This window comes from Catellatospora vulcania (genome assembly GCF_009720385.1).
Lineage (GTDB): Bacteria > Actinomycetota > Actinomycetes > Mycobacteriales > Micromonosporaceae > Catellatospora > Catellatospora vulcania.
Genome location: NZ_WARX01000026.1, coordinates 78,499 through 103,968, shown reverse-complemented (window position 1 = coordinate 103,968; position 25,470 = coordinate 78,499). Strand labels below are relative to the sequence as shown.

26 protein-coding genes are annotated in these 25,470 nt (G+C 72.8%); 9 read left to right on the top strand and 17 right to left on the bottom strand.

Annotation, left to right across the window (positions count from 1 at the left end):
• Positions 1 to 48 precede the first annotated feature (48 nt).
• The 7 genes from F6W97_RS35990 to F6W97_RS35960 form a co-directional block, all read right to left on the bottom strand.
• Positions 49 to 1,281, bottom strand: coding sequence for a DUF1501 domain-containing protein (locus F6W97_RS35990; RefSeq protein WP_155375047.1), 1,233 nt, complete (start codon positions 1,279 to 1,281; stop codon positions 49 to 51).
• A gap of 20 nt (positions 1,282 to 1,301) precedes the next feature.
• Positions 1,302 to 2,621, bottom strand: coding sequence for a DUF1800 domain-containing protein (locus tag F6W97_RS35985; protein WP_155375046.1), 1,320 nt, complete (start codon positions 2,619 to 2,621; stop codon positions 1,302 to 1,304).
• A gap of 131 nt (positions 2,622 to 2,752) precedes the next feature.
• The gene (locus F6W97_RS35980; protein WP_230687254.1) at positions 2,753 to 4,039 is read right to left on the bottom strand and encodes a hypothetical protein; all 1,287 of its coding nucleotides are present in this window, start codon (positions 4,037 to 4,039) and stop codon (positions 2,753 to 2,755) included.
• Positions 4,040 to 4,205: 166 nt separating this feature from the next.
• Positions 4,206 to 4,991, bottom strand: a complete 786-nt coding sequence (locus F6W97_RS35975; protein WP_155375045.1) for an ABC transporter permease — start codon at positions 4,989 to 4,991, stop codon at positions 4,206 to 4,208.
• Positions 4,988 to 5,950 carry an ATP-binding cassette domain-containing protein gene (locus F6W97_RS35970; RefSeq protein ID WP_155375044.1) on the bottom strand — a complete coding sequence of 321 codons (963 nt, stop codon included), beginning with the start codon at positions 5,948 to 5,950 and terminating at the stop codon, positions 4,988 to 4,990. Before F6W97_RS35970 ends, F6W97_RS35975 begins: the two co-directional genes overlap by 4 nt.
• A gap of 11 nt (positions 5,951 to 5,961) precedes the next feature.
• A complete protein-coding gene (locus F6W97_RS35965) occupies positions 5,962 to 6,852 on the bottom strand; it encodes a DUF4097 family beta strand repeat-containing protein (RefSeq protein ID WP_155375043.1) in 891 nt (296 codons plus the stop codon).
• Positions 6,853 to 6,914: 62 nt separating this feature from the next.
• On the bottom strand, positions 6,915 to 7,430 hold the full coding sequence (locus F6W97_RS35960; protein WP_155375042.1) for a toxin-antitoxin system HicB family antitoxin: 516 nt from the start codon (positions 7,428 to 7,430) through the stop codon (positions 6,915 to 6,917).
• A gap of 255 nt (positions 7,431 to 7,685) precedes the next feature.
• Between F6W97_RS35960 and F6W97_RS35955 the strand changes: the two genes are divergently transcribed.
• Together F6W97_RS35955 and F6W97_RS41590 are read left to right on the top strand one after the other, a co-directional pair.
• Entirely contained in the window at positions 7,686 to 9,107 is a 1,422-nt protein-coding gene (locus tag F6W97_RS35955) for a hypothetical protein (RefSeq protein ID WP_155375041.1), read from the top strand.
• Positions 9,108 to 9,273: 166 nt separating this feature from the next.
• Positions 9,274 to 11,202, top strand: coding sequence for a fibronectin type III domain-containing protein (locus F6W97_RS41590; protein ID WP_155375040.1), 1,929 nt, complete (start codon positions 9,274 to 9,276; stop codon positions 11,200 to 11,202).
• A 141-nt stretch (positions 11,203 to 11,343) separates the two neighbouring features.
• On the opposite strand, the gene F6W97_RS35945 is transcribed toward F6W97_RS41590, so the two are convergent.
• The 3 genes from F6W97_RS35945 to F6W97_RS35935 form a co-directional block, all read right to left on the bottom strand.
• The gene (locus F6W97_RS35945) at positions 11,344 to 12,324 is read right to left on the bottom strand and encodes an NAD(P)-dependent alcohol dehydrogenase (protein ID WP_155375039.1); all 981 of its coding nucleotides are present in this window, start codon (positions 12,322 to 12,324) and stop codon (positions 11,344 to 11,346) included.
• 85 nt (positions 12,325 to 12,409) lie between these two features.
• Entirely contained in the window at positions 12,410 to 13,351 is a 942-nt protein-coding gene (locus F6W97_RS35940) for a permease prefix domain 1-containing protein (protein WP_155375038.1), read from the bottom strand.
• Positions 13,348 to 13,683: a PadR family transcriptional regulator gene (locus tag F6W97_RS35935; RefSeq protein WP_120319830.1), complete on the bottom strand. Its 336-nt coding sequence runs from the start codon at positions 13,681 to 13,683 to the stop codon at positions 13,348 to 13,350. Before F6W97_RS35935 ends, F6W97_RS35940 begins: the two co-directional genes overlap by 4 nt.
• A gap of 99 nt (positions 13,684 to 13,782) precedes the next feature.
• Between F6W97_RS35935 and F6W97_RS35930 the strand changes: the two genes are divergently transcribed.
• Positions 13,783 to 14,382: a hypothetical protein gene (locus F6W97_RS35930; RefSeq protein ID WP_155375037.1), complete on the top strand. Its 600-nt coding sequence runs from the start codon at positions 13,783 to 13,785 to the stop codon at positions 14,380 to 14,382.
• Positions 14,383 to 14,445: 63 nt separating this feature from the next.
• On the opposite strand, the gene F6W97_RS35925 is transcribed toward F6W97_RS35930, so the two are convergent.
• Positions 14,446 to 15,489 carry a suppressor of fused domain protein gene (locus F6W97_RS35925; RefSeq protein WP_196279472.1) on the bottom strand — a complete coding sequence of 348 codons (1,044 nt, stop codon included), beginning with the start codon at positions 15,487 to 15,489 and terminating at the stop codon, positions 14,446 to 14,448.
• A 105-nt stretch (positions 15,490 to 15,594) separates the two neighbouring features.
• Between F6W97_RS35925 and F6W97_RS35920 the strand changes: the two genes are divergently transcribed.
• Positions 15,595 to 15,933, top strand: coding sequence for an ArsR/SmtB family transcription factor (locus F6W97_RS35920; protein WP_155375035.1), 339 nt, complete (start codon positions 15,595 to 15,597; stop codon positions 15,931 to 15,933).
• Between the two features lies 1 nt (position 15,934).
• Entirely contained in the window at positions 15,935 to 16,411 is a 477-nt protein-coding gene (locus F6W97_RS35915; RefSeq protein WP_155375034.1) for an SRPBCC family protein, read from the top strand.
• A gap of 52 nt (positions 16,412 to 16,463) precedes the next feature.
• Here F6W97_RS35915 and F6W97_RS35910 read toward each other — a convergent pair whose 3' ends face one another.
• Positions 16,464 to 17,930, bottom strand: coding sequence for a hypothetical protein (locus F6W97_RS35910; RefSeq protein ID WP_155375033.1), 1,467 nt, complete (start codon positions 17,928 to 17,930; stop codon positions 16,464 to 16,466).
• Positions 17,931 to 18,034: 104 nt separating this feature from the next.
• Positions 18,035 to 19,627, bottom strand: a complete 1,593-nt coding sequence (locus tag F6W97_RS35905) for a TROVE domain-containing protein (protein WP_155375032.1) — start codon at positions 19,625 to 19,627, stop codon at positions 18,035 to 18,037.
• 385 nt (positions 19,628 to 20,012) lie between these two features.
• On the opposite strand from F6W97_RS35905, the gene F6W97_RS35900 reads away from it, so the two are divergent.
• From F6W97_RS35900 to F6W97_RS35885, 4 genes are all read left to right on the top strand, one after another.
• A complete protein-coding gene (locus F6W97_RS35900; RefSeq protein WP_155375031.1) occupies positions 20,013 to 20,597 on the top strand; it encodes a hypothetical protein in 585 nt (194 codons plus the stop codon).
• 75 nt (positions 20,598 to 20,672) lie between these two features.
• Entirely contained in the window at positions 20,673 to 21,143 is a 471-nt protein-coding gene (locus F6W97_RS35895) for a hypothetical protein (RefSeq protein WP_155375030.1), read from the top strand.
• Positions 21,144 to 21,192: 49 nt separating this feature from the next.
• On the top strand, positions 21,193 to 22,377 hold the full coding sequence (locus F6W97_RS35890; protein ID WP_155375029.1) for a DUF11 domain-containing protein: 1,185 nt from the start codon (positions 21,193 to 21,195) through the stop codon (positions 22,375 to 22,377).
• A 112-nt stretch (positions 22,378 to 22,489) separates the two neighbouring features.
• Positions 22,490 to 23,185 carry a GNAT family N-acetyltransferase gene (locus F6W97_RS35885; RefSeq protein ID WP_155375028.1) on the top strand — a complete coding sequence of 232 codons (696 nt, stop codon included), beginning with the start codon at positions 22,490 to 22,492 and terminating at the stop codon, positions 23,183 to 23,185.
• Here the strand turns inward: F6W97_RS35885 and F6W97_RS35880 are convergent.
• The 4 genes from F6W97_RS35880 to F6W97_RS35865 are packed head-to-tail and all read right to left on the bottom strand — an operon-like array spanning position 23,160 to position 25,463.
• Positions 23,160 to 23,723: a P-loop NTPase family protein gene (locus F6W97_RS35880; RefSeq protein ID WP_230687253.1), complete on the bottom strand. Its 564-nt coding sequence runs from the start codon at positions 23,721 to 23,723 to the stop codon at positions 23,160 to 23,162. The genes F6W97_RS35885 and F6W97_RS35880 overlap by 26 nt on opposite strands.
• A gap of 52 nt (positions 23,724 to 23,775) precedes the next feature.
• Positions 23,776 to 24,468: a hypothetical protein gene (locus F6W97_RS35875; protein WP_155375026.1), complete on the bottom strand. Its 693-nt coding sequence runs from the start codon at positions 24,466 to 24,468 to the stop codon at positions 23,776 to 23,778.
• On the bottom strand, positions 24,465 to 24,911 hold the full coding sequence (locus tag F6W97_RS35870; RefSeq protein WP_155375025.1) for a hypothetical protein: 447 nt from the start codon (positions 24,909 to 24,911) through the stop codon (positions 24,465 to 24,467). The genes F6W97_RS35875 and F6W97_RS35870 overlap by 4 nt, the downstream gene beginning before the upstream one ends.
• Before the next feature lie 9 nt (positions 24,912 to 24,920).
• Complete coding sequence (locus tag F6W97_RS35865) at positions 24,921 to 25,463, bottom strand: NUDIX domain-containing protein (RefSeq protein WP_155375024.1); 543 nt, start codon at positions 25,461 to 25,463, stop codon at positions 24,921 to 24,923.
• Positions 25,464 to 25,470 lie beyond the last annotated feature (7 nt).

Below are 25,470 nucleotides of genomic sequence, written 5' to 3'. Positions count from 1 at the left end.
GCTAGGCCATCCCCGCCGCGCGCACCATCCCCGGCCGCGACCGTGGGATCACCACCAGGGAAGGCGGCCCTTCCAGCCGTTGAGCGCGGCCCCCGGATCGGCCTGCAGGACCCGGTCCAGGGCGCTGGCGTACACGTCGCGGAAGTCCGTCGTGAACTTGAGGTCCCCGTCGTCGAGGTCGGTGAGGCTCGGCTGCTCGCCGTAGATCCCGCCCGGGATCGACTCGCCCAGCACGAACACATTGGACGCCGTGCCGTGGTCGGTGCCGTCGGAGGCGTTGGCCCGCACCCGCCGCCCGAACTCGGAGTAGACCAGCACCACCACGTCCTTGCCCGCCGGATGCGCGGTGATCCGCCGGTAGAACGCGGTCACCCCTTTGTCCAGGTAGGACAGCAGCTGCTCCTGCAGGTTGCGCTCGTCGGCGTGGGTGTCGAAGCCGCCCAGCGACACCGAGAACATCCGCGTCGACACCCCGGCCTCGATGCACTGCGCGACCAGGTCGAGCTGCGCCTGCAGCCCGGCCAGGCCACCGGTGCCGGTCGCCGGGACCTTCTCCTCGTCGCCGCCGTCGTCGTCGGTGTCGGCGTCCTTGACCTGCTGGGCCATCTCCCGCACCCGGGCCAGGTCGCCGAAGCAGGCCGCGGCCCGTGCCTGCAGTGGCGGCTCCCCGGCCGACGGTGCCGCGAACCCGGCCAGGGCCTCGGCGGTGACCGCCTTGGGCAGCTTCGCGTCGGCAGCGCCGATCACCGCACCCGCGCTGCGCTCCCCGGCCAGCAGCGGCGGCAGCACCTTCTCGAACGACACGGCCAGCCGCGGGTCGCCGCCCACGCCGTCGAGCCAGCGCCCGATCCAGCCCGTGTTGCCGGGCCGCTCGGGGTTGGCCGTCTGCCAGATGTCCATCGAGCGGAAGTGGCTGCGGTCGGGTTTGGGGTAGCCGACACCGCGTACGACCGCGAGCTTCTTGCCGCCGAACAGCTCGTGCAGCCCCTTCAGGGCCGGGTTCAGCCCGGTGCTGTCGTCCAGGCGCAGCACCTCGCCGCCGTCGTAGGCCAGCTCGGGACGGGCGTCCTGGTAGGCGCGGTCGGCGTACGGGATGACGGTGTTGAGGCCGTCGTTGCCGCCGTACAGCGTGATGACGACCAGGGTCTTCGCGCCTTCCGGGCGGTCGCCGGAGGTCGCGAGGAGGTCGGTCAGGGCCAGCGTGGTCGCGCCCGCGGCCAGCGCCGCGCCGCCGACGACGCCACTGGCGATCAGGAACTTGCGCCGGGTCGTGGTGTCCATCGGGGGTCCTCCTCGAAGTCTCAGTGCACCGCGTACTCGGGGCTGATCAGCCCCAGCACGGTCAGCTTCCGGGCGTCCTTGGCCGCGCCGTCGAGCACCGCCCGGGTCCGGTCGGTCCAGGCGTCCACGACCAGCAGCCGGGCCAGGGCGTCCGGGCGGCCCTTGACCGGGGCGGCCGACAGCCGCTCCAGGAACGCGGGGCTAGCCGCGGCCGACAGGGCCTGCGCCAGCTGCACCCGGGTCTGCGTGGCGAACGTGTTGAGCCAGGCCGTGCCGGACGGCCAGCCGCCGACGCTCGGCGGTTTGAACGGCACCTGGTCGAGCCGGGCGAGCCCCTGGTAGAGCTGCTTGCGCTGCTTCATGCCCGCGTCGGCGCCGTCCGCGCCGAGCTGGCGCACCGCGCCGACCAGCCACTCCACCGGCTGCTTCACGAGCTGCCCGCCGGTGGTGGTGAACTGCTCGTCCAGCAGCAGCGCCCGGACCAGCGCGGTCACGTCGTGCCCGGCGAACGCCGCGGACAGCCGGTCGCGTACGCCGGCGGGCATGGGCTCGCCGGAGGCGAACCGGAACCACAGCCGCTCCGGCAGGAACGTCTTCGCGGCGGGCTGCGCGAGGATGGCCTCGGCCAGCGAGTCCGCGTCCAGCGGGCCGGTGCGCCCGAGCACGGTCTTCTCGCCGCCGTCGTGGCGGGCCTGCTGGAACGCGGCCGTGCCGTCGACCCGGTCCACGGTCCAGCCGGTCAGCGCGCGGGCCGCGGCCTTCACATCGGCCTCGGTGTACGCGCCGATGCCTAGCGTGAACAGCTCCATCAGCTCGCGGGCTAGGTTCTCGTTCGGGGCCTTGCGGGTGTTGCGCTGCCCGTCCAGCCAGTGGATCAGCGCGCCGTCGCGCAGCATCGCCCGCACCAGCACCCCGAAGTCTCCCCGGCCGTCGCGGCGGAAGGTCTCCTGCTGGTTCAGCATCAGCGCGGCCGACTTGACCTTCTGCACGCTGGTTGCCCAGTGGCCGTGCCAGAAGAAGACCAGCTTCTCGGTGAGCTGGTGCTCGGCGGCGACCATGCGGTCCACCCACCAGTGCGTGAGCTGCTGCACCTGCTCCTTGCGAGCCTGCTGGGCGCGCTGGCGCTGCTCGCGGGTCGGCTTCTTGGGCAGGTCCGTGTAGGGGTCCGCGCCGAGCTTCGGGGCGGGCGTGCGGCCCGTGCCCCGGTCGGCGCCGTCCGGCGCGAGCAGTGCCTCGACGGTCGCCTGGTATCCGGCCCGCTCGGCCCGGTCCACCTCGTCGGCGGTGGGCCCGAACGTTGCCCTCCGCAGCAGGTGCGCGACCTTCTCCCGTTCCGCCATGCGCCGATCCTAGGCAGGCCTTGATCCGGATCGCCCGCGCAGCGTGTACGGGCAACGTAAGGCTACGGACGGTGAGTGTCCGGCCACGGGCCTTCCATCAGGCCCGCAGTGCGGACCAGACGTTGGCGGCCTCAGCGCGCGGGCTTGCGGCTGATCCGGTAGTGCAGCACCAGGAACGGCAGGCCGAACACCCGGAACGCGTGCTCTGCCCGCAGCTGCCCGTCCTGGACGTACACGTCGAGGTCCTCGGCGAAGCCGTGCACCGCCGCCGTGGTCAGCCGCCCGTCGGCCGGGTCGACGAAGCTCAGGTAGTGCCCCGGCTGGTCCAGCCTGCTGCGGCTGGTCAGCACCAGCCCGCCGCCCGGCCGGGCCCGGGGCTCCAGGGTCGCGGTGAAACTGGCCTGCGGCAGCGGGAAGCCGACGCTGACGTAACCGCGCCCGTCGTGCCGGTAGGTGGTGTAGACGCCGACGTAGATGGGCTCGTCGGTGTCGGCGAACGAGCGGATCCAGCCCCGGACCGTGATCGCGCCGTCCACGCTGACCGTGTCGATCCGGCTGCGTACGCCCCGCTGTGTCTCGCGCTGGTTCATCGGCACGTTGGCCTGCCCCAGCGGCCGGGCGACCAGGTTGCGGTAGAGCAGGTAACCGGGCCGGACCCAGGCCCGCCAGCGCGGCTCGATGTCCAGGGTGAACCGGGTGGTGTGCTCGTAGAACTCGCGCACCAGCGGGTCCACGCCCGCCGGGTCGAAGCCCGGCCCGGCCAGCTCGTCGAGCGAGGCGACGATGCCGACGTCAGGGTGGTCGGGCCGGTACTCGCCGCCCAGGTCGGCGGCGAGGTCGGCGACGTAGCCGGTGCCGACGTAGCGGGTGCGGGCGGCCAGCGGCACCACGAACGGCAGCCGGGCCGGGTCGACCTGCTCGGCCAGCATGCTCACCTGCGGGTCGCGGAAGAGCAGCGCGGACAGCACCCGGAACGCGGCCACCGTCACCGCCGCCAGGATCGCCCCGGGCACGCCCGCCATGGCCCAGCCGAGCGCCGCGCCGACCAGCGGGCCGAGCGCGACCTTGTGCGGCCGGATGCCCAGCAGCCCTGCGACGCCACCGGTGATGACGCCGACGAGCAGGGAGTTCGCGCCGAGCGCGGCCAGCGCCCAGCCGCAGGGCGCGGCCAGGGCGGCGCTCATGACGATCCGCGACCACAGCGCCGGGATCTCGCCCGGCCGCTGCCGCGCGCGGGCCAGCACGTCGACCAGCCCGAGCAGCAGCCCGCCCGCGACCGCCCCGGCCGCCATCGCCCACGGTCCCCAGGAGGCCGCCCCGGCCGCCCCGGCGACGGCTCCGATCAGGGCAGCGAGGACGACTGATCCACGGCGCGGGGGCGTTTCGGAGGCGTCGGTCGCCGCGGCTGCTTCGATCACCCGGGCAGGGTAGCGCGGTCACACACCCCCGGGCCTCGGCCATCGACCCCGCCTGGAACTGCTCCGGGTGCGGGCCGGGCCACGCAAACGGCGGCGGCCACCCGATTCCCGGTGACCGCCGCCGCACCATGTGGTGCCGGGGGACGTGCGCTGCAGCCAGCCGGGCTCAGCTCGCGCCGTCGCGATTGAAGCGGCGCTTGGCCCAGATGTAGCAGAACACCGTGATGGCGAGGCTCCAGGCCAGGGCCAGCCAGGCGCTGTTGCCGATGCCGGTGCCCAGCAGCAGGCCGCGCACGGTCTCCATGACGGGCGTGAACGGCTGGTACTCGGCGGCCCAGCCGACGGCGTCCGGCATCGAGTCGGTGGGCACGAAGCCGCTGCCCAGGAACGGCAGCAGGATCAGCGGCATGGGCAGGTTGCTGGCCGACTCGACGGTGCGCGCGGTCAGCCCGCAGGCCACGCCGAACCAGGTGACGGCGAACGAGACCAGGGTCAGCAGGCCGAACGCGGCGACCCACTCGACCGGGGTCGCGTTCGGACGGAAGCCGACGAGCACGGCCACGCCGACGACGACGGCCAGCGCCACGACCAGCTGAACCAGGTTGCCGAGCACGTGCCCCGTCAGCACCGCGGGCCGGAAGATGGCCATGGTCCGGAACCGGGCGATGATGCCCTCGGTCATGTCCTGCGCCACGCCGATCGCGGTGAGCTGCGGCGCGCTGGCGATGGCGAGCAGCAGGATGCCGGGGGTGACGTAGTTGGCGTACGCGGCCCGGCCGCCGCCCGCGGCGATGCCGTCGCCCAGGGTGCCGCCGAAGACGTACACGAACAGCAGCAGCATGATGACCGGGATGCCGATGAGGAAGCCGATCAGCGGGTAGCGGCGGGCGCGCAGCAGGTAGCGCCGCAGCATGGTGGTCGAGTCGCGCAGGGCGTACGCGTTGGTGCTCATCGGTTGTTCGCTCCTTCGAGGGTGGCGGGGTCGGGCCGGCCGGTCAGGGTGAGGAAGACGTCGTCGAGGTCGGGGGTGTGCACGGTCAGCTCGGCGATCTCGACGGACGCGCCGTCGAGCCGGTCGAGCACCTCGCGCAGCGAGCGGACGCCGCCGTCGCTGGGCACCTGCAGGGTCAGCGCGTCGTCGTCGCGGGTCGAGGTCCCGAACAGGTGGGACGCGGACTCCAGTTCGGCGAGCCCGGCGAAACGCAGCCGGATGTGGCCGCCCGGGATGAGGCGCTTGAGCTCGGCCGGGGTGCCCTCGGCGATGATCCGGCCGTGGTCGAGCAGCGCGACCCGGTCGGCGAGCTGGTCGGCCTCTTCCAGGTACTGCGTGGTCAGGAAGATGGTGACGCCGTCGGCGACCAGGCTGCGGATGCTGTCCCACATGGTGCGGCGGCTGCGCGGGTCCAGGCCGGTGGTCGGCTCGTCGAGGAAGACCACCCGCGGGTTGCCGACCAGGGTCATCGCCAGGTCGAGCCGGCGCTTCATGCCGCCGGAGTAGGTCGTGGTCGGTGTCTTGGCGGCCTCGGTCAGGTCGAAGCGCGCCAGCAGGTCCGCGACGCGGCGGCGGCCCTCGCGGCGGTCCAGGTGGTTCAGGTCGGCCATCAGGGCCAGGTTCTCCGCGCCGGTGAGGAAGCCGTCCACCGCGGAGAACTGGCCGGTGAGGCCGATCGCGGCGCGGACGTCGTCGGGGTGGGTGGCCGGGTCGTGGCCCGCCACCCGGATCCGGCCGGCGTCGGGGCGCAGCAGGGTGGACAGGATGTTGACCGCCGTGGTCTTGCCCGCGCCGTTGGGGCCGAGCAGGGAGAAGATCGTGCCGGCGGGCACGTGCAGGTCGATGCCGTCCAGGACGGTCTTCTTGCCGTACGCCTTGCGCAGGCCGGTGACCTCGATGGCGTTCGCGGGGGTGGGCATGGGGCGTCCTTTCAGGAGCGGTGGATGATGATGTCGCCCCAGGAGGTCCGGGCGCGCACCTCGACGCGCTCGTCGGACTCCTCCGGGCCGGGGACGTTGTCGAGGGAGTTGCGCACCGTGCCGGTGGACCTCAGGTCCAGCCAGACGGCGGTGCCGGTGGGGATGCCGACGTCGATGCGGCCCGCGGAGGTCTCCAGCACGTGCGTGCCGCGCACCGCGGCGCCGACGCGGATGTCGCCGTACGCGGTCTTCGCGGTGAGCCCGGCCTCGGCCCGCTCGACGGCGACGTCGCCGTTGGCGGTCTTGGCGCTGAGTTCGGCCACCGCCCGGCCGACGGTGATGTGGCCGTCCGCGCCGTTGATCCGGCCGGTGCCGGTGATCGTGCCGACCTCGCAGCCGCCGGTCGAGCTCTTGATGACGGCGTTGCCGGCGACGAGCCCGACCCGGGTGCGACCGGCGCCGGTGGTGAGTTCGGCGTCGCCGAGCACCCGGTCGGCGCTGATCTCGCCGGCGCCGGTGTTGGCGCGCAGCCGCCCGGTCTGGCCGAAGTACAGCCGGCCGTAGCCGGTGGAGAACCGGCACTCGCCCAGCGGCCCGTCGGCCTGCAGGTCGCCCATGCCGGTGTCGCCGTCGAGCGACGACCCGGCGGGCAGGTGGATCTCCACGTCGAGGGATCCGGGGCGGCCCAGCAGCGTGTTGAGGTGCTTGGGCGTCTTCACCAGCAGGCGGCCGTCGGAGTACTCCACGCGGGTCTGCTCGGCGATCCGGACGGACTTGGCGCTGTTGTTGGCCGGGCGCACCTCGACCACGGTGTCGGCGCGTTCGCTGGCCACGATCCGGATGTCGGCGGCGATGACGCTGATGGACACGGTGATCGGCTCAGGTGTGTCGAAGGTGGGCATGGTGGTTCCCTCGCATCGGTCTGGTCGGTGGATCCGCGGGTGGGCGGGTGGGCAGGCGTCGGTCAGCGGGCCCAGCCGGTGTAGCGCTGGCCGAGGTCGGTGCCGCCGGGCCGGGCGGCCGGGCGCGGGGCGGCACCGGCGTCCAGCGCGGCCGCGGCGGCACGGACCAGCCACGCGTTGGCCGACAGCCGCTCCCGGGCGGCCGCCTCGTCGATGCGCGTCTTGAGCTCGTCGGGCAGCCGCAGGTTGATCCGCGCCGTCGCGCCCTTCTCCCCGGCGGTGTCGTCCCAGGCCGGCGCGGCGGCAGGGGCGGGGGAGTGCTCGTCCGGCGGGCTCTGCCGGGTGTTCACCACGAAGGCGGGGTTGAGCCCGCGCAGGCGCACCTCGACCGAGCCCGGCGCGAGCTCGCGGGTGATCTCGTCGGCCGCCGCCGAGAGCGCCTCGAGCAGCGTGAGCCGGATCGCCGACTCCAGCGGCACGGCGAGGCGCTCGGCGAGGGCACGGGCCTCCTCGCCGCCGGTCTCGGCGGCGACGGCCAGCTCGGCTCGGAGCTTCTCCACATACGGCGTCAGTTCCATGGCACCACTATGGCACCACGCTGGTGCCAAAAGCAAGCCGCATTGGCTCAACTGCGGTGCCAACACGTCCGGCAGGCCCCGATCCGACATAAACGTGAACGGTCGGTGGACTGGTGGCGGGGCGGGGTGACGGCGAACATAGGGACGCCGGTACCGTCTGCGGATGCGCAGGCGGGTTCGCCGACCGCACCGCATCCCCCGCGGCGCGGCACGCCCGCCGGCCGATGCGTTGGTGATCTTGTGGAAGGAAGACGTATGTCTCAGGACGAGGACGTGCTCGCACTACGCGACGACCTGGCGGCACGGCCCGACTTCGAGGTCAAGCTGCGCGGGTACGACCAGCGGCAGGTCGAGCAGTACATCGCGCGCATCAACGCCGAGGTGTCGTCGCTGTCGGCCGAGCGCGAGCGCGCGCTCGGGCAGGTCCGCGACCTCACCGAGCGGCTGAAGCGCCAGCACACCGACCTGTCGGAGCTGGCGGAGCTGCGCAACCGCCCGGCACAGGTCGAGCGGGCCTCGTTCCGCCACCTGGGCCCGATGGTGGACCAGATCCTGGAGCTCGCCGAGAAGCAGGCCGAGGCGATCACCACCACGACGGCGCAGCAGATGGCCCACCACAAGGAAGAGGCGGAGAAGATCCTCGCCGAGGCCCAGGGTCAGGCCGACCGGCTGCGCGCCGAGAGCGAGGGCGCGCTGGAGCGTGCCGAGCAGGAGCTCAAGCGGGTACACGACCAGAACGCCCAGCAGGCCGAGCACGCCCGCGCCGAGGCCGACGCCCTGGTCGAGGCGGCCCGGGTGCGGGTGCAGCAGGAGATCGAGGCCGCCCGCGCGCAGACCCAGCAGGAGGTCTCGCAGTGGAAGGCCAACATGGAGCGCGAGCTCGTCGAGCTGCGTGCGGCCGCCGAGCGTGAGCTGGCCGGCCAGCGCACCGCGGTGAACCAGAAGAACGCCGCGCTGCACGCCGAGGCCCAGCAGCACGCGTCGGACCTGCGCCGCCGTGCCGACGACCAGAACGCCGCCCACCAGCAGCAGCTGACCGTCGTGCAGCAGGAGATCCGGGCCCGCCGCCAGGCGCTGGCCCAGCTCCAGGCCGAGCTGGACATCGCCCAGCAGCGCCTGGTGCAGTCCCGCCAGGACGGCGCGACCGCCGAGCGCGACGTCGCCCAGCTGCAGCAGCGTCTCCACGACACCAGCCAGGAGCTCGGCCACGAGCTGCACCGGCTGGAGGAGGCCCGCCGGGCGGCCGAGTCCGCCGAGCGCCACGCCGTGGCGGTGCGGGCCAGGGTGCAGCGCGAGGCCGAGCGGGTGGCCAACCTCGCCGCCGCGGCCGTCATGGCCGCCGCCGTGGGCGGGGTCGAGACCGGGGAGTACCCGCGCGTGCAGATGCGCCCGAACCCCCGCCACTCGGCCGCCGAGCCCGAGGCGTCCGAGATGCCCGAGGTGCAGGCGGAGCTGGTCGAGGTGGCGCAGCAGGCCGAAGCGCTCTCGCAGGAGCTGCAGCAGGCCGAGCAGGGCGAGCAGGCCGAGGTCGAGCAGCCCGAGGACGAGGTGGAGCAGCAGCACCACGAGGGCGACCCCGAGCTGGCCGAGTACGCCAACGGCCGCCGCGACAGCGAGATCGCGGTTCCGGCGCAGCGGATGCCGCTGCCGGAGCGGGTCGGCGCGGACGCCGAGTAGTCACGTAACAGCAGCACAGGCCCGCTCGCGGTAGGCGAGCGGGCCTGTGTCGTCTGTGTACCGTCTCAATTGGTGGGAATTAATAGTAAGGCTTATTGACTGTTAATTATCGACCCGCGACGATCCCAGGAGAACGGCTCCCCCGTGTCCCGAGATCGGAGCTCCGATGAACAGACTGCGAACAGCGGCGGCGGCCCTGGCCACCGCGCTGGTCACCACCTTCGCGGTGGCGGCGCTGCCCGCGCCCGCCTCCGCCGCCGAAGTGCTCGTCAACGGCGGCTTCGAGTCCGGCGCGCTGTCGCCGTGGAGCTGCACCGGCAACCTCGGCAGCGTCGTGTCCACCCCGGTGCGCACCGGCACGAAGGCGCTGCAGGGCGCGGCCAGCGCCTCCGACAACAGCAAGTGCACCCAGACCGTCTCCGTCGTCTCCGGCACCCAGTACACGCTGTCGGCGTGGGTGCGCGGCAGCTACGTGTACCTCGGCGTCAACGGCGGCGCGTCCACCTGGACCCCGAACGCGACCAACTGGACCCAGCTCACCCTGACCTTCACCGCGGCGAGCAGTTCGATCCAGGTCTACCTGCACGGCTGGTACGGCACCGGCACCTACTTCGCCGACGACGTCTCGCTGCAGGGCCAGGGCGGCACCAATCCCACCGTGCCCGGCACGCCCGGCACGCCGGCCGCCGGCTCGATCACCAACACGTCGGTCGCGCTGAGCTGGGGCGCGTCGTCCGGCACGGTCACCGGCTACCGGGTGTACGAGGGCAGCACCGTGCGCGCCACCGTCACCGGCACCAGCGCCACCGTCAGCGGACTCGCCGCGTGCAGCACGCACACCTACTCCGTCGCGGCGTACAACAGCGTCGGCGAGTCGCCGCGCTCGGGCACCGTCACCGTCACCACCACCGGCTGCGGCACCGGCGTGCCCGGCACCCCCGGCAACGTCACCGTCGGCGGCGCGACCAACACCTCGCTGAACGTCGGCTGGAGCGCCTCGTCGGGCACCGTCACCGGCTACCGGGTGTACGAGGGCAGCACCGTGCGCGCCACCGTCACCGGCACCAGCGCCACCATCACCGGCCTGGCCACCTGCTCCAGCCACACCTACACGGTGCGCGCCTACAACAGCGCCGGCGAGTCCCCGGCGTCGGCCGCAGCCTCCGGCACCACCACCGGCTGCACCACCGGCACCCTGCCCAAGCACCTGCTCACCGGGTACTGGCAGAACTTCGTCAACGGGGCCACGCCGCTGCGGCTGTCCTCGGTGCCGACCACCTACGACATCGTCGCGGTCGCGTTCGCCGACGCCGTGTCCGGCACCCCCGGCGCGGTCACCTTCAACGTGGACTCCGGCCTGTCCTCGGCGCTCGGCGGCTACACCAACGCCCAGTTCCGCACCGACGTCGCCACCCTGAAGTCACGCAACCAGAAGGTCATCCTGTCCGTCGGCGGCGAACTCGGCTCGGTCTCGGTCAGCAGCTCCACCGCGGCGACCAACTTCGCCAACAGCCTCTACACCCTGATCACCGACTACGGCTTCAACGGCGTCGACATCGACCTCGAGAACGGCCTCAACGCCACCTACATGGAGCAGGCGCTGCGCAACCTGCGCTCCCGCGTCGGCTCAGGCCTGATCATCACGATGGCCCCACAGACCATCGACATGCAGTCCACGGGGGCGGGCTACTTCTCGCTCGCGCTCAACATCCGCGACATCCTGACCATCGTGCACACCCAGTTCTACAACTCGGGCAGCATGCTCGGCTGCGACCAGCAGTTCGCGTACTCGCAGGCCACGGTCAACTTCCTCACCGCGCTGGCCTGCATCCAGCTGCAGTCGGCGCTGCGGCCCGACCAGATCGCGCTCGGACTGCCCGCCACCACCCAGGCCGCGGGCGGCGGCTACGTCAGCCCGTCCGTGGTCAACAACGCGCTGAACTGCCTGGCCGCCGGCACCAACTGCGGCAGCTTCGTCCCGCCGGCGCGCTGGCCCACCATCCGCGGCGCGATGACCTGGTCGATCAACTGGGACGCGTCCAACGGCTACAACTTCGCCAACACCGTCCACAACCACCTGGTTTCCATGCCCTGACCCCGTACCGCCACCACCGGCCGGGCGTCGGGATCTTCCCGCCGCCGGGCCGGGCAGTTTCGGGGAAAGCGCACCAACGACGGCGCACATTCGTGCGCTTTCCCCGAAACTGCGACCGGACGAGCCGTGGCGCGAGCGGGTTCAGCGTTCGGGGGAGTCGGGGACGGTAAGGACGATCTTGCCGCGGGCGTGGTCGGTTTCGAGGCGCCGCAGGGCCTCGGCGGTCTCCGACAGCGGGCGGACGCGTTCGATGACGGGACAGAGGCGCCCGGCGGCGACCAGGTCGGCGAGGTGGTCGAGGTCGGCGGTGTCGCGGCGGGCAGCCACGACGCGCAGGCGCTGCCGGGTCACCGCGCCCAGCACGGTCACCTTCAGCAGGTGCGGCAGCGGGCCGAGCACCCGGCCGCCCGTCCCGCTGGAGGACAGGTACACCCCGCCCGGTGCGAGCACCCGGCGCATGGCCGCGAGCCCGTGGCCGCCGGCCAGGTCGAAGATCACGTCGTAGCTGCGGTCGCCCCGGGTGAAGTCCTCCCGGGTGTAGTCGATCACCTCCGCGCCCAGCGAGCGCACCAGCTCGGCGTTGCGGGTGCTGCACACGCCGGTCACCTGCGCGCCGAGGTCGGCGGCCAGCTGCACGGCGAAAGTGCCGACACCGCCCGAGGCCCCGTTGACCAGCACCCGGCTGCCTGTCGTGACAGCGCCGAGGCGCAGCGCCTGCAGGGCCGTGCTCGCGGCCACGGGCAGCGTCGCCGCCTGCTCGAAGCTCACCCCGGCGGGCCTGCGGGCCAGGTGGTCGGCGGGTGCGGCGACGTACTCGGCGAAGCCGCGTTGGTTCACCTCGCCGAACACCTCGTCGCCGGGCTGCCAGCGGCTCACCTTCGCGCCGACCTCGACGACGGTCCCGGCGACGTCACGGCCCAGCACCGTCACCTTCGGCCGGCGCAGCCCCCAGGCCAGCCGGACCACGCGGGGCTCACCGTGCAGGGCCGCCCGGTCGCCGAAGTTGAGCGAGCAGGCGCGTACCTGGACCAGGACCTGCTCCGGCCCGACGGCGGGCTTCGGGACGTCGGTGAAGCGCACCACGTCGGCGGTGCCGTACCTGTCACGGACGATCGCTTTCACAGGGGTCTCCTTTTCTGGGCACGCCAGCGGTCCCGGCGGCCGCGCTCTCGGGGCAACGCAAGGTCATGGCAGGGGCGAGCCGGGTTCAGCGGTGGCGGGCCTGGCCCAACCCGTCGGTGATGGTGTGCAGCAGGCTGAGCGAGGACATCGCGATCAGGCCGATGCCGATCCACCGGGTGGTGTCCGGACCCCAGCCTGCCGCGGTGACGAAGGCCGGGTTGAGCACCCGCTCGGTCGTGACGAGCCAGATCAGCGTCAGCGGCGCCGCGACCTCGACCAGCGCGCCGGACAGCGCCAGCGGCACGCTCCAGCGGGCGTAGTGCCGGGCGAACGCGAACCCGAGCCCGGCCACACCCAGGCAGAGGAAGGCGTACACCACGCCGGTCTCCCACAGCCACGGCGACAGCAGCCCGATCGGCTCGCCCGCCGCGTCGGCGCGCGTGCTGACCACCGGCGTCAGCAGCACGAACGTGCAGAACAGCGCGGTCACCACGGTCAGCGTCGCCAGCTCGGCGTATCTGGCCCGCCGGCTGGGCCGCGCCGGCAGCGCGTCGACGCTCCATGGCCGGGCCGGGCCGGGACGCAGGCGGGGCAGGCGGTCGAGGGCCGCGAAGGCCAACGTGGTCCAGCAGACCAGGTGGACCGCCGTGGTGAACGCCGCCGACAGCGCGTCACCGGCCAGGGTGAGCGCGTCCTCGCCGCGCAGCGCCCGGACCAGGCCCACCCCCGCGGCTGCCGCGGGCACCACGGTGGCCAGCAGCGCCGCGAGCAGGCGCGTGTAGTCGTGGTAGAGCGCCGGTCCGATCAGGTGCAGCGGCCGGTCGGCGTACCCGGCGGCGAGCCGGGCCGGATCGCCCAGGCCGGTCAGCACCTCGATCTCGGCCGCGGCGGGGTCGCCACCGCCCTCCACCCGGTCGTCCACGGCGTCGGCGATCGCGGTGCGCAGTTCCTTCTCGATGTCGCCGCGCTGGCGGCCGGGCAGGCGGCGCAGCGCGGCGTCTACGTAGCGGTCGGTGAGGGTGGTCATGGCCGGCCTTTCAGAGCACGGAATGCGGCGTCGAGGGCGTCCCAGTCGCGGCCCAGCGTCTCGGCGAGCTGCTCGCCCTCGGCGCTGGTGCGGTAGAACTTGCGCGGCCGGGCTTCGTCGGTGTTCCAGTCGCTGGTCAGCAGCCCCTGCTTCTCCAGGCGGCGCAGCAGCGGGTAGAGGGTGTTCGCGTCGACCGCGAACCCGCGCTGCTCCAGCAGGTCGAGCAGCGCGTATCCGTAGTTGGCCTGTCGCAGCACGAGCAGGCAGGCCAGCACGACGGTGCCTCGGCGCAGTTCCTGCAGGTGCGTCGAGAGCTGCTCGTCGTTGACCATGCGTCACACGATAGTGTGTGCCACACAGTATCGTCCACCCGCTGACGGCTTCCTGTCAGTCAGGAGACAGGGAAAGGGCGCGTCGGCACGATGTGCGCCATGAAAACTTCGGGCCCTCTGGCCGTACTCGTGCTCGCCGCCGCTCTCGCCACCGCCGCCTGCACCGCCGACACTCCCGGGACCACACCCGCGTCCAGCGGCGCACCGGGCGCACCAGCCGCGACGGCCTCGGCGGGCAGCGTCGCGGGCACCGGGGACGGCTGCCTGACCGGCAAATGGGCGGCCGATGTGGACGCCATGGCCAAGGCGGCCGCCAGGCTCGGCGGCGGCGAGGGCAAGGGCACCGGCAGCATCACCCTGGAGTTCGCCGACCAGCTGACCATCACGTACGACAACGCGGTCATCTCGATCAAGTCCACCGTGTCCGGCGCGACCGTCGAGGGCAAGACGACCCTCAACGGCTCAGCGACCAGCACGTCGTACACGACCAAGGACGGGAAGATCGGCGGCGTGATGCCCGGCGGCAAGATCACCACGAAGTCGGTCATGACCATGAACGGCGTCGAGACGCCGCTGCCCAACGGCGCCTTCGACGGCAACCTCGACCTGGCCAAGAACACGGTGTCCTACACCTGCTCCGGCGACCGGGCGCAGCTGAGCAACGGCTACGTCAGCTGGCCGCTGACCAAGGTCTCCTGACCCGACGGCGCTCGGGCAGCCGGCCGCCGTCGCGGACTGCCCGCTGCCCGAGCCCGATCCGGGTCAGCCGACCTCGGCGACGACCGCCCCGCTCTGGTCGCGAATCTGCGACCGCACGATACGGACGGTCAGCTCCGGCGCGGCAGCCAGCCGGTGCACCCCGGCCACGGGTCGCAGCAAGCCGGTGAGTTCTGCCAGCACCTCGGGCGTGAGCTGCAGGTCCAGCGGGCCGTCACCCTCCTGGGACGTCGTGACCTGCTCGCCTGGCAGGATGTGGACCCCGCTCTCCGGCCCGATGACGTACAGGTCGCGGCCGAACGGCAGCCGGGCCGCCAGCACCCGCCCGATCCGAGCGGCGGCATTCGCCCCGACGGTCACCGTGGTGGCGCCGTCCTGCTGCTGCCAGCTCGCCTCCGCGACGAACAGCGCGCCGGTGACGGAGCCGTCGTGGCGCACGCCGTGGGAGATCGCCGCGGCGATCTCGGCGTCGCCGGTGAGGTCACCGCGGTCAAGGTCGGTGACGAGCAACGGCAGCCGCGACCGCAGCGCGGCGAGCAGGCGCTCGGCGTCCCACTGCTCGATGACCGCGTACTCCTCCACGGTCAGGCCGACGACCTGCAAGAACCGCACCTGCCCGTGCGGGGTGTCGATGACGCCGAGTTCCGGGTCGTCGGTGAAGGCGGCAGCGCGGATGGCGGTGTTCGGCCGCTCGGCGCACATCGGCCCGTTGAGGTCCAGATGGTGGCCGGGCGCGAAGCCGTTGCCCGAGCCGAACACGTACCGGGCCAGGGCCTGCAGGAAGTCCGCCGCCCACAGCGGCGGGGAGTCCTCGTCCGCCGGGCGGGCCACCCGGAAGGTGAACTCGAACCCCCAGCCCGACTGCTCCGGGTCGTCCCACTCCTTGATGTACAGCTCGGACATGCCGTAACCGACCACGTGCCAGTGGTCGTGACGGCGGTAGAAGCTGACGCCGTCCAGCGGGCCGGGTCCGCCGAGCCTCCACTTGATCGGCGTGCCGTAGTGCCGCGGCTCGACGCCCGGGTAGAGCCGGCTGAGCGCGGCGTCGATGGCGTGCCAGCCCGGGTGGTCCTCGTCGGTGTCGGTCATGGGGAGTGACCCTAGGGGGTCTGGGTATGTCTTGCATGCGGTGCCAGTGAGGTGCATACTCAACTTGTCGGTTGATTAACCGGTTGGTTGAATAGAGAGGCGGACATGGACCGACTGAGCCTGGTCTTCGCGGCGCTGGCCGACCCGACCCGACGGGCGATCCTCGCCCGGCTGGCCGACGGCGAAGCCACCGTGAACCAGCTCGCCGAGCCGTTTCCGATCAGCCTCCAGGCCGTCTCCAAGCACCTGAAGGTGCTGGAGCAGGCGGGCCTGATCACCCGCGGCCGGGACGCGCAATGGCGGCCCTGCCGGCTGGAGGCGGCCCCCCTGCGCGACATCTCGGCCTGGGCGGAGCAGTACCGCCGCTTCTGGGACGAGCGCTACGACCGGCTGGACGACTACCTGCGGACCCTGCAGACGGGTCCCACAGCAGAGGAGAAGTGAGATGGGCGAAACCAAGACCCTGGACGTCAAACTGCAGGGCGACCTCGAGATCGTGATGACGCGCAGCTTCGACGCGCCCCTCGCGCTGGTGTGGGAGGTGCACACCAAGGCCGAGCACCTGAAGAAGTGGTGGGCACGCGGCCACGAGGCCGACGTCACCGCGTTCGACTTCCGGCCCGGCGGCAAGTGGCGCATCGTCGAGCACGGCGACAACGGCGAGGAATGGGCCTTCCGCGGCGAGGTCCGCGAGATCGTGCCGATGGAACTGATCGTGCAGACGTTCGAGTTCGAGGGCATGCCGGGCCACATCTCCGTCGAGCGCCTGGTCTTCGAGCACAAGGACGGCAAGACCACGCTCACCGGCACGTCGACGTTCGCCAACAAGGAGGACCGTGACGGCATGGTCGCCTCCGGCATGGAGGGCGGCGCCAACGAGTCCTACCAGGCCCTGGACGCGTACCTCAAGACGCTGGCCTGACCGGCGCGGCGGCCCGCACCGACGGATGTCCGCCGGTGCGGGCCGCGCCGTGTCAGTTGCGTGCGCCGCCCAGGCCGAGCAGGGCCGCCAGGCCGAGGGCGCTACGCGGGGCGTACGGCATCCGCCACAGCCCGCCGTGCGCCGCGCCCTGGGCCTCCTCCTGCCACACGTGCTCGCGCACCGGCGGGGGATTGCGCAGGTCGTGCACGAGCAGTGCGGCCATCAGCGTGTTGGACGTGGCCGGCTCGAACACCTCCACCCCGAACGCCGGCGCGCCCGCGTACGCCGCGGCCAGCACCCGGTTCTTCACCACCGAGCGGGTACGCGTCGGCGGCGCGACCTTGAAACTGACCGTCGCGCCCTCGTGCCGGGCCACCGCCGCCCGCCACCGCTGCAGCCGCTTGGCCAGCGCATAGTTCGGGCCCTGCTGCGCCACGAGACTGTCGCAGATGCCCGGGTCGGCTTCGGGCGGGTAGTTGCGCCGCAGCAGCCGACCCGCCGACACGAACCGCAGCGGCCCGCGCAGGGTGCGCAGCGTCGAGGGCTGCCGGTACTTCTCGTCCGCCTGCGCGACGGCCTCGCCCGGCGCGGCGAACACGTCCGTCGGGGTGGCCAGGAACGCCAGCGCCGTGTCCGGGCGCTGCCCGCGCAGGTGCTCGGTCAGGGCGTCCACCGCGGCGCAGACCCGCAGGTTGGTCGCCCCGTCGGCGTAGACGTAGTTGCCGACGACCAGCCGGCCGTCCACCCCGAGCAGCCAGTCCGCGACGGTGGGCAGCTGGTGCAGCAGGTCCGCGCCGGCGACCTCGGCCAGGTCCGCGTGGTCGCGGCGGGAAGCGGCGACCGGGATGCGCAGCCTGCCGCCGTACCGCCGGGCGGTCTCCAGCAGGTTGCGCCACAGCTGCGGGCGCGGCAGGTCGACGGCGACGACCTCGCCGCCCCAGCGCAGCAGCGAATGCGTCGGCCCCATCTCCGCGCCCGCGCCCAGCGCCACCACCCGAACGTCGGACAGGTTCAGCCAGTCCGGGTTCGCCATCACCGCGCGCACCGCCTCCGCGCAGCTCGGCTCGACGACCCCGGCGGCGACCCACGCGTCCAGCTGCCGGGCCAGCGCGTCGCCGCGCAGCCGCTCGCCCCGGTACGGCAGGGACAGCTCACGGTCGGTGTCGCCGTCGCCGCCGACGGTCACCGTGCCCAGCTCCGCGGACCGGTCCGGCTTGCGCTCGAACGCCGCCCGCAGGCCGGTCTCGCCGTCCTCGGTGACCACCCGCATACGGTCGTGCAGCGAGGCCAGCCCGGCTGCGGCACTGCTGCGCGCGGCGTCGCCGGAGATCAGCCCCGCCTCCACCAACCGCCGGAAGTGCACCAGGTAATCGGCGCGCCAGTTCGTCTCGTGTTCGGCCGCGCGGGCTCCGACGGGGTCGACCGGCCGCAGCGCGTCGGCGACCACGGCCCTGCCCAGCGCGGACGTGCTGCGCTCGGTGCCGGTGCTGACGGGGAAGACGACCCCGGATGATGCCATCGTGCAACTCCTTCGCCGGGCGGTGGCGGCCGCGGTGCGTCGCGGACACTATCGCCTGCCCACCTCGTCGGCAACGACCGGCACCGGTGCGCGTCCGCGCGGCCTCAGAACGGCCAGCGGTCGCTGTCGCCCGCCTCCACGAGCGGGATCATCGCGAAGGCGGCGTCGCTCAGCCCGCCGAAGGTGTGCCGGTTGCCGGCGGCCGGGGTGTGGCCAAGGCGGTAGCCGGCCAGGTTCCAGGTGTACACGGGCACCCGGGCGGGCACCGAGTGGGCGACGTCGCGTGCGCCGTGCCACCGTGCCTGCTCGTCGGTCAGGATGACCACCCGGTCGTGGCCGTCGTAGTGGCGCCGGAGCGCCTGCTCGGTCTCGGTGCCCGCGCCGAAGAAGTAGCCGTCCTTGAACCGCCGCAGCGCCGACAGCAGCGACTCGCCCGGCTCCCGCGGGAACACGGCGGCGCCGCTGGAGAACGACACCACCGTGGGCTCGGCCGCCCGCGCGGCCAGCGCCAGGCCGAACACGGCCGCGGCGTCCCAGTACCGCAGGCTCCCGTCCCTGCTGAACTGCGACTGCATCGAACCCGAGGTGTCGATGAGGACCAGCACCCGGCCGTCCAGCGCGGGCACGTCGGCCAGGGCGTGCTGCAACGCCAGTTCCAGCGGGTACGCCCAGCGCGGGTGGCCCACCGCGCGGTGCGCCGACAGGAACCGCATCGGCAGCACCCGCGAGCGCGCCACCTCGCCCGGGTCCGACAGCCGGGCGGCGACCGCCGCGGCGACGTTGTCGCTGATCCCGGCCGCGTCGAAATTGCGCAGGTTGCGCAGCAGCGCGAGGTAGCCCATGCTCGGGATGATCGACTCCCAGGCCGCGGCGTCCATGGTGGACTGCCGCCAGCCGGCCAGCGCCTCCCAGGTCATTCCGGCCTTGGCCAGCACCGCCGGGTCGGTGACGGCCGGCCGGTCCGCCACCGGTGTCGCCGCCAGCTCCGCGCGGGCGCGCACGGTCGGCAGTGAGTCCGGCGCGGGCCGGTCGCGGCCGTGGCGGCGGTCGACCGCGTGCCGGAACAGGTCGCCCTGCCACGGCGCGACCGCCACCGGATGGGTCAGCTCGACCACGTCGCCGAAGCGCACCGGGGCCGTCTCGGTGTCGTACTTGAGCAGGCTCCGCTCGGTGTAGAGCCGGCGCACGGCGTCGGCGACGCCGCGCTTGACCGGCTTCGGCAGCCTCCGCCCGTACCTGGCCAGCCAGTACGCCAGCGCCTCGCCGGGCTCGTCGGCACGCTGCAGGGCGCTGTCCACCACCGCGCGGGAGCCGGGAATGCCCGCCTCGACCTGCGCGTGCGCACCCTCCAGCGCCGCGACGATCGACGCCGAGCGCAGCATCGCGCCGGTCCGCAGCCACGGCACGAACCGCGCGAACCAGTCCGCCTCCGTCACCGCGACGGTGCGCACCAGCTCGCGGAAGCGGGCGTCGCGATCCGCGGACCGCTCGTAGAAGGTGTCGCTACCGACCATGTGCGACACCGCCAGCAGGAACAGCTCCAGCCGGGGTGAGCGCGGGAAGGCCGGGGCGCGCTCCTCGGTGACCCACTGCCGCGGCACCCGTTCGGCGTACGCCGGCGGGACGAGCCGGCGGACCAGGCTGACGTCGTCGAGTTCGTGGCGGTTGGCGCGCACCTTGAAGTTGAATCGGGCCATCGACGTCCCCCGTCCGGCGCCGGTCAGAACACGGCGCACCACACACCCAGGATCAGGATCGGCGGCGACGCGGCTGCTGCGCTGTCGCCTGAGTAATTCGGGCCGGCGGCCGGTGAACCCGGCATGCGGCCCGCGGCCCGGTGGGCATCAGCCCACGGACGGGGTGTCACGGTGTGGTGGCACCTCCCGAGACCGGGTCGGCGACGGCAGGCTTTTGTCAGATGAAGTAGCCGTCACCAGCGCACCGGGAGGTGTGCCGGTGAAATTACCGACCGCTCGCGGCGTACGGCAACGCATTTATCCGATCGTGATCTGCCCGCGCCGAGCCTTGCCCGCCCTGGCCGGACGGCGTAAGACTGAAGTCGGCAATGGACGGACCGGGGGGGTGATCGCGCTGGTGCGACGGGAGCGCCCGGCCGCCAAGGGAGTGCCGATCTGGCTGCTGGACATCGACGGTGTGATCAATGCGGTCACCGACCTGCCGGACCGGCGCGTCTGGCCGGACCACGTATGGGTCCGGGCCTCCGCGCCGAGCAAGCACGACCTCGAATGGCCCATCCTCGCCGCGACGCCCGTGCTGGAATTCCTGCGCGGAGTCCATGACCAGGGCCGCGCCGAGATCTGGTGGCACAGCACCTGGCAGCACCACTCCGTCAACGTCGGCAGCGTGCTGGGCCTGCCGGCCTGGCCGGTGCGCGAGTGCCCCGAGTTCGGTTCGCAGGACACCGCCCTGGCGACACCGCTGGCCAGGACGGCGCAGACCTGGTGGAAGCTGCCCGCCGCGCAGCGGGTGCTCGACGAGGGCCGGCCGCTGCTGTGGACCGACGACGACGTACGCCACCAGTTGCGGCGTGCCGACACCAGGCCGTGGGGTGACCGGGCACTGGTGGTGGCTCCGCCGGTGGAGGCCGGGCTGACGCCGCGGCAGCTGCGCCGCATCGACCGCTGGCTCACCAAGTGGGCGGCCTGACCCACCCCTACGTACCGTGTATCGCTACGGTACCCTCCGTATGTCTTATGTGGAGGGTCATCGATGAAGCGCGGTATGAGCGTCCCGGACCGGGCTGCCCTCGCCGGATTCGGCAGCCCGGTGCAGCGCTACGGCACCAGGCCGGTCGCACAGCTGCTCATCGCCCCGATCATCGCCGCGACCACGCTGGTGCTGGGCTTCGGCGCCGACATCACGCCCTACCAGCTCGCCGGCACCGTGATCATCGTCGGCCTGCTCGGGCAGGCCCTACTCATCCGCCGCAACCGGGCGATCCACGTGTTCGAGCGCGGAATGATCACGGTCGGCGCGCTCGGCCGGATCCAGCACGTGGTGACCTGGCACGAGGTGGCGTACGTCGAGGGCGTCACCGTCAACACCAGCAACGGCGCGTTCGCCACCACCCGGCGCGACTTCACCGTGCACGTGCCCGGCGGCCGGGTCCGGTTCAGCGACCTGCTCGTCGCCGACGGCGACCAGCTCGCCGCACACATCGCGCTGCACGCGGGGCAGCGCCGCCTGTTCTGACCGGCGACGGGAGCCACGGCTCGGCGGCCGACTCCTATACTGCCGGGCTATGCCCTCACTGCTCAAGCGTGCCCTGCTCACGGCTACCGCCGTGGTCGCCGCACTGGTCGCGACGCCGGCGCCCGCGAGCGCGGACGGCGTACACCTGGCGCCGTTCTTCGTCGAGTACGGCACCGGGATGTCGACCTATGTCGGGCAGAGTGGCTCGACCGGTGTCCCGATCGGCGTGCAGGCGTCGGGAACCGGGCAGGTCACCGGCGTGAAACTCGTCGCCGACCTTTCCGGCATCACCGGCAAGGTGGACATCGTCGGGGTCAGCTCGCCCTGCTCCCGATCGGGCGCGAAGGTCACCTGCACCTGGGGCACCCTGCAGATCGACGGTGAGAAGAAGTTCCGCGCCACGCTCTCGCTGCGCGCCAAGGCGACCGCCGCCGCCGGTCCGGCCGGCACCGTGCGCCTGACCCTGACGTCGAGCCCCGCGCCGCACGACAGCACGGCCAGCGGCACCGTCGAGGTGCGCCCGGACGTCGCCGACCTCGTCATGAGCTCGAACGTGCCCACCGCCCAGATCGGGCAGACCGTCACGGTCACCCATACCGTGCGCAACGCGGGCCCCGGCGCGCCGAAGTCGGTGGAGCTGTTCGCCGGCAGCGCCCAGCCGGGCACCCGCTACGCGGGCGGCGACGGCTGCACCACCACGGCGACCACGTACCACTGCGGGATCGAGGACATCGCCGTCGGGCAGACCAGGACCGTCCGGGTACGGGTGAAGGTCAACGGCTGCGACAAGACCATGGGCACCGAGGGCCCGGGTGAGGGCTGGACGGCGTCGATGAACGACCCGAACACCTACAACAACGACTACCGGATGCTCATCAAGGTCGCGGGCTGCGCGGGGCCGACCGGCGCGTCCGGCGGCAGCGGCTCGGGCACCGGCAGCGGCTCGGGCACCGGTTCCGGCTCCGGCAGCGGCGCTGCGACCGGCACGCCTGCGCCGTCCGCGTCGCCCTCCGCGGCACCGTCTGCGTCCATGTCAGTCGAGGCGCTGCCGGCCGACGAACCGTCGGCGTCCGCGTCGCCCGCGCTCGTCGTCGTCGCCGGGTCCCGGACCTCCGGTGTGACGATCTGGCCCTGGTTGCTCCTGGCGCTGCTGGTGGTCGGCCTGGCGGCCGGAATCGCGCTGCACCGCCGGGCACGTTCGCGGGCCGTGCCGGAAGCCGTGCCCGCCGAGTGACCACCGGGCCGCACCCCGGCCACCGGTCACGGACCGGCCCAGCTGTGCCCCGGCTCGGCGACTACGATGGCCTCTGCTGATCAGGGCATCGTTGCGGGGGAGTGGGTCTGTGATGAGCGGCGTGCACACGATCGGCACCAGCGTGCTCGACGACCCCGCCGGGGCGGCCCTGACCGGCCCGCACGGCGCGTTCGCCCGGCGGCACGGACAGGCGGTCTGCTACGACCCGGCGGTGACGCCGTTCGCCGCGCTGCCGGCGGGCGCCGGCGCTCGAGCGTGGGGCGACCTCGCGACGCTGGTCGGCCCCGGTGGACGGGCGGTGCTCATCGGCGACTACCCGGTGCCGGCGGGCTGGGAGATCACCTGGCAGGACGAGGTCGTCCAGTTGGTCGACGCCGCGCTCGCGGTCGCTGACGAACCCGAGGCGGTGCCGCTGGGCACGGCCGACGTGGCGGAGATGCTCGACCTTGTCCAACGCACCAAGCCGGGCCCGTTCCTCGCGCGCACCGTCGAGATGGGTTCCTACCTCGGCATCAGGCAGGACGGCAGGCTCGTGGCGATGGCCGGGGAGCGGATGCACCCGCCTGGCTTCACCGAGCTCAGCGCGGTGTGCACCGATCCCGCGTACCGCGGCCAGGGCCTGGCCACCAGGCTGATCCGCGCGGTCGCCGCGGGCGTGCGGCGGCGCGGCGAGACGCCGTTCCTGCACGCGGCCAGCGACAACACCGGCGCGATCCGGCTCTACGAGGCGATGGGCTTCGCCGTCCGGCGGCAGCTCACCTTCACCGTGGTGGTCGCCCCGAGCTGACCGGGCTCAGCTCGTCCAGCCAGCGGTCCAGCTCGGCGGGGGTGCGGAACAGCAGCACCTGCGGGCCGGGGGAGTCCGCCGCCCACCGGCGCATACGGCGGCGTTTACGGCCGAACGACGCGAAGTGCCACAGGATGATCGACTCGGAGGACAGCACGCTGCCGAGCGTCTCGCGGTTGCCGTTGCAGATGACCTCGCCGGTGGATACCAGCCGCGCGGTGCGCCGCAGCAGCCGCCGCAGCGTCAGGCCGCGCGAGAAGTCCAGGCCGATGACCAGGTCGGCGGAGGCGAGCGGCACGTCCAGCCAGTCCTTGTAGGCGCCGTCGAGGATCCAGGACCTGCGCTTGCAGACCGCCGCGATCCGGTCCCGCTGGATCGGTGTCGGGACCTCTTTCCAACCCGGCTCCCAGGTCAGCTCGTCGACCGGCTGCCAGGGCAGGCCCAGCCGCCGGGAGAGCTCCAGGGCGAGGGTGGACTTGCCGGCCCCGTACACCCCGTAGATCAGGATCTTCTGCGGGAAGGGGCGGCGCGCGGTCACCGGCCGAGCGTAACGGGCGCACGCCAACGTCATCCACCGCGCCGAAGCACCCTCAGCCTGCGCGGAGCCGCTCGGTGAGCTGGTCGATGCCCGTATAGAGGTACGCCGTCTGGTAGTGCGCGTTGCCGAACAGCCGGGCCTCGCCCCGGTAGATCGCGAGCAGCGTGTCCTCGCCGCGCCACCAGCCGTCGGTGTCCCCGGCGACCTCGGCCACCGGGCGCAGCCGCAGCCGCTCCGGCAGCCCGTCCAGCCTGGCCCCGGTCGCGAGCGCCACCTTGGCGGGCATCCGGTCGGCGAGGTGGCGCAGCGCGACGGACTCCACCCAGCCCTCGACCGAGCCGTGCAGCGGCACCCACGTGTCGCCCGCGACGATGCCGAAGCGGCCCGCACCGTCGACCATGAACCCGTACGCCAGGGCGGCCCGCGGGCGGCCCGCCGTGAAACAGGCCCCCAGCCCCTCCTCGACGGTCGGGTCGTCGGCGTCCAGAACGTGCGGGCCGCCCTCGTACTCGGGGGACGGCGGCAGCTCCAGCCCGCCCCACCGGCCCTGGTAGGCGGCCAGGTGCTCGATCGCCTCCGCGGGCCGGTGGTAGCGGTGCCAGTGCCTGCGGTGCTGCTCGGCCGACCACACCTCGCGCCGGACCCCGTGCGCGGCGAGAAACGCCCGTGCCCGCGGGGTCAGCCCGCGTTTGGCGTCGAGCACGTGCCGGGGCTTCGGCGTCCGGTGCGGCCTGGGCGATGTCATGCCGCGACGGTCCGGCAGTCCCGGCAGATCCGGATGGAGTAGACATCGGGCGGTCCGTCGTCGGCCGCCATCTCGGCCTCGCCGGCTGCGATCTCCTCGGCGAGCCCGACGGTCTCGCTGAGGTAGGCCAGGGCACGCGGGTAGACCACGCGGCGGGTCGCGCCACCGCAGCCGCGGCAACGGGGGCGCCCGGCCAGAGCGCGGTTGACGGCCTGTGTCCAGGCCTGATCGTCGGCGGCCCACTCGTGGCCGGAGGAACACCCCCATGTGTTGCCGTCGATCAAGCGCATACAGCCGCCAGAGATGAGTTCGCCCGCTGCGGCGGCCTCCACTGCGGACTCGTCGGCCAAGCCGATCAGCACCGGTAACCCGTCGGTGCCGCACTTGGGGCAGCGCTGTTCGTCCGGAACATCAGACGCGCCGGGGTGGACGTCGCGAATCACCGGGTCACGTTACCGAGGAGGTGCGACTCTTTCGATGTCTTGGCCGTCGTGCAGGTAAACCGTCGTGCCGTCGCCCGCCGCGTGTAGCGCCGCATCGAGTCGCCTTGCGAGCCGCGAGCCGATCCTCGCCATGGCATCGTCTGCCGGAACAAAGGCGTATGCGCCCAACTCATTGTCGGCTGGCATGATGCGCTGCTGCTCGGCTGTCGTCAGCACCCCTCCGTCGAAGACGAACATGAGGCTGTCGTCCCAGGGGCCGTGCGGTGCCACCCAGTCGAGGACCAGCATGCGGCCGCCGCCCCAGGCAATTCCGAGTTCCTCGGTGACCTCCCGGACCGCCGCTGCCAGCGGGGGCTCGTTGGCCTCCGCCATGCCGCCGGGGAGGTCCCAGCCGGGTTTGTAGCGTGGCTCGACGATGAGAACGTTGCCCGTCTGGTCGCGGAAGAGCACGTCAGCACCGACTCGTTTGCGGGGCTGGATGCGATTGCCCTCCGCCAGGTGCGCCTGCCATGCCTCCGGATCGCGCTGGTACAAGGGCTGCTCAGCGCTCATGGACGCC

Excerpts from the sequence above, each read along its gene's own strand:
- F6W97_RS35965 (WP_155375043.1), bottom strand. The coding sequence starts at position 6,852 with ATGCCCACCTTCGACACACCTGAGCCGATCACCGTGTCCATCAGCGTC.
- F6W97_RS35940 (WP_155375038.1), bottom strand. The coding sequence starts at position 13,351 with ATGACCACCCTCACCGACCGCTACGTAGACGCCGCGCTGCGCCGCCTG.
- F6W97_RS35875 (WP_155375026.1), bottom strand. The coding sequence starts at position 24,468 with ATGACATCGCCCAGGCCGCACCGGACGCCGAAGCCCCGGCACGTGCTC.
- F6W97_RS35970 (WP_155375044.1), bottom strand. The coding sequence starts at position 5,950 with ATGCCCACCCCCGCGAACGCCATCGAGGTCACCGGCCTGCGCAAGGCG.
- F6W97_RS35935 (WP_120319830.1), bottom strand. The coding sequence starts at position 13,683 with ATGGTCAACGACGAGCAGCTCTCGACGCACCTGCAGGAACTGCGCCGA.
- F6W97_RS41590 (WP_155375040.1), top strand. The coding sequence starts at position 9,274 with ATGAACAGACTGCGAACAGCGGCGGCGGCCCTGGCCACCGCGCTGGTC.
- F6W97_RS35975 (WP_155375045.1), bottom strand. The coding sequence starts at position 4,991 with ATGAGCACCAACGCGTACGCCCTGCGCGACTCGACCACCATGCTGCGG.
- F6W97_RS35865 (WP_155375024.1), bottom strand. The coding sequence starts at position 25,463 with ATGAGCGCTGAGCAGCCCTTGTACCAGCGCGATCCGGAGGCATGGCAG.
- F6W97_RS35955 (WP_155375041.1), top strand. The coding sequence starts at position 7,686 with ATGTCTCAGGACGAGGACGTGCTCGCACTACGCGACGACCTGGCGGCA.
- F6W97_RS35920 (WP_155375035.1), top strand. The coding sequence starts at position 15,595 with ATGGACCGACTGAGCCTGGTCTTCGCGGCGCTGGCCGACCCGACCCGA.
- F6W97_RS35930 (WP_155375037.1), top strand. The coding sequence starts at position 13,783 with ATGAAAACTTCGGGCCCTCTGGCCGTACTCGTGCTCGCCGCCGCTCTC.
- F6W97_RS35960 (WP_155375042.1), bottom strand. The coding sequence starts at position 7,430 with ATGGAACTGACGCCGTATGTGGAGAAGCTCCGAGCCGAGCTGGCCGTC.
- F6W97_RS35895 (WP_155375030.1), top strand. The coding sequence starts at position 20,673 with ATGAGCGTCCCGGACCGGGCTGCCCTCGCCGGATTCGGCAGCCCGGTG.
- F6W97_RS35905 (WP_155375032.1), bottom strand. The coding sequence starts at position 19,627 with ATGGCCCGATTCAACTTCAAGGTGCGCGCCAACCGCCACGAACTCGAC.
- F6W97_RS35890 (WP_155375029.1), top strand. The coding sequence starts at position 21,193 with ATGCCCTCACTGCTCAAGCGTGCCCTGCTCACGGCTACCGCCGTGGTC.
- F6W97_RS35990 (WP_155375047.1), bottom strand. The coding sequence starts at position 1,281 with ATGGACACCACGACCCGGCGCAAGTTCCTGATCGCCAGTGGCGTCGTC.
- F6W97_RS35910 (WP_155375033.1), bottom strand. The coding sequence starts at position 17,930 with ATGGCATCATCCGGGGTCGTCTTCCCCGTCAGCACCGGCACCGAGCGC.
- F6W97_RS35925 (WP_196279472.1), bottom strand. The coding sequence starts at position 15,489 with ATGACCGACACCGACGAGGACCACCCGGGCTGGCACGCCATCGACGCC.
- F6W97_RS35885 (WP_155375028.1), top strand. The coding sequence starts at position 22,490 with ATGAGCGGCGTGCACACGATCGGCACCAGCGTGCTCGACGACCCCGCC.
- F6W97_RS35915 (WP_155375034.1), top strand. The coding sequence starts at position 15,935 with ATGGGCGAAACCAAGACCCTGGACGTCAAACTGCAGGGCGACCTCGAG.
- F6W97_RS35985 (WP_155375046.1), bottom strand. The coding sequence starts at position 2,621 with ATGGCGGAACGGGAGAAGGTCGCGCACCTGCTGCGGAGGGCAACGTTC.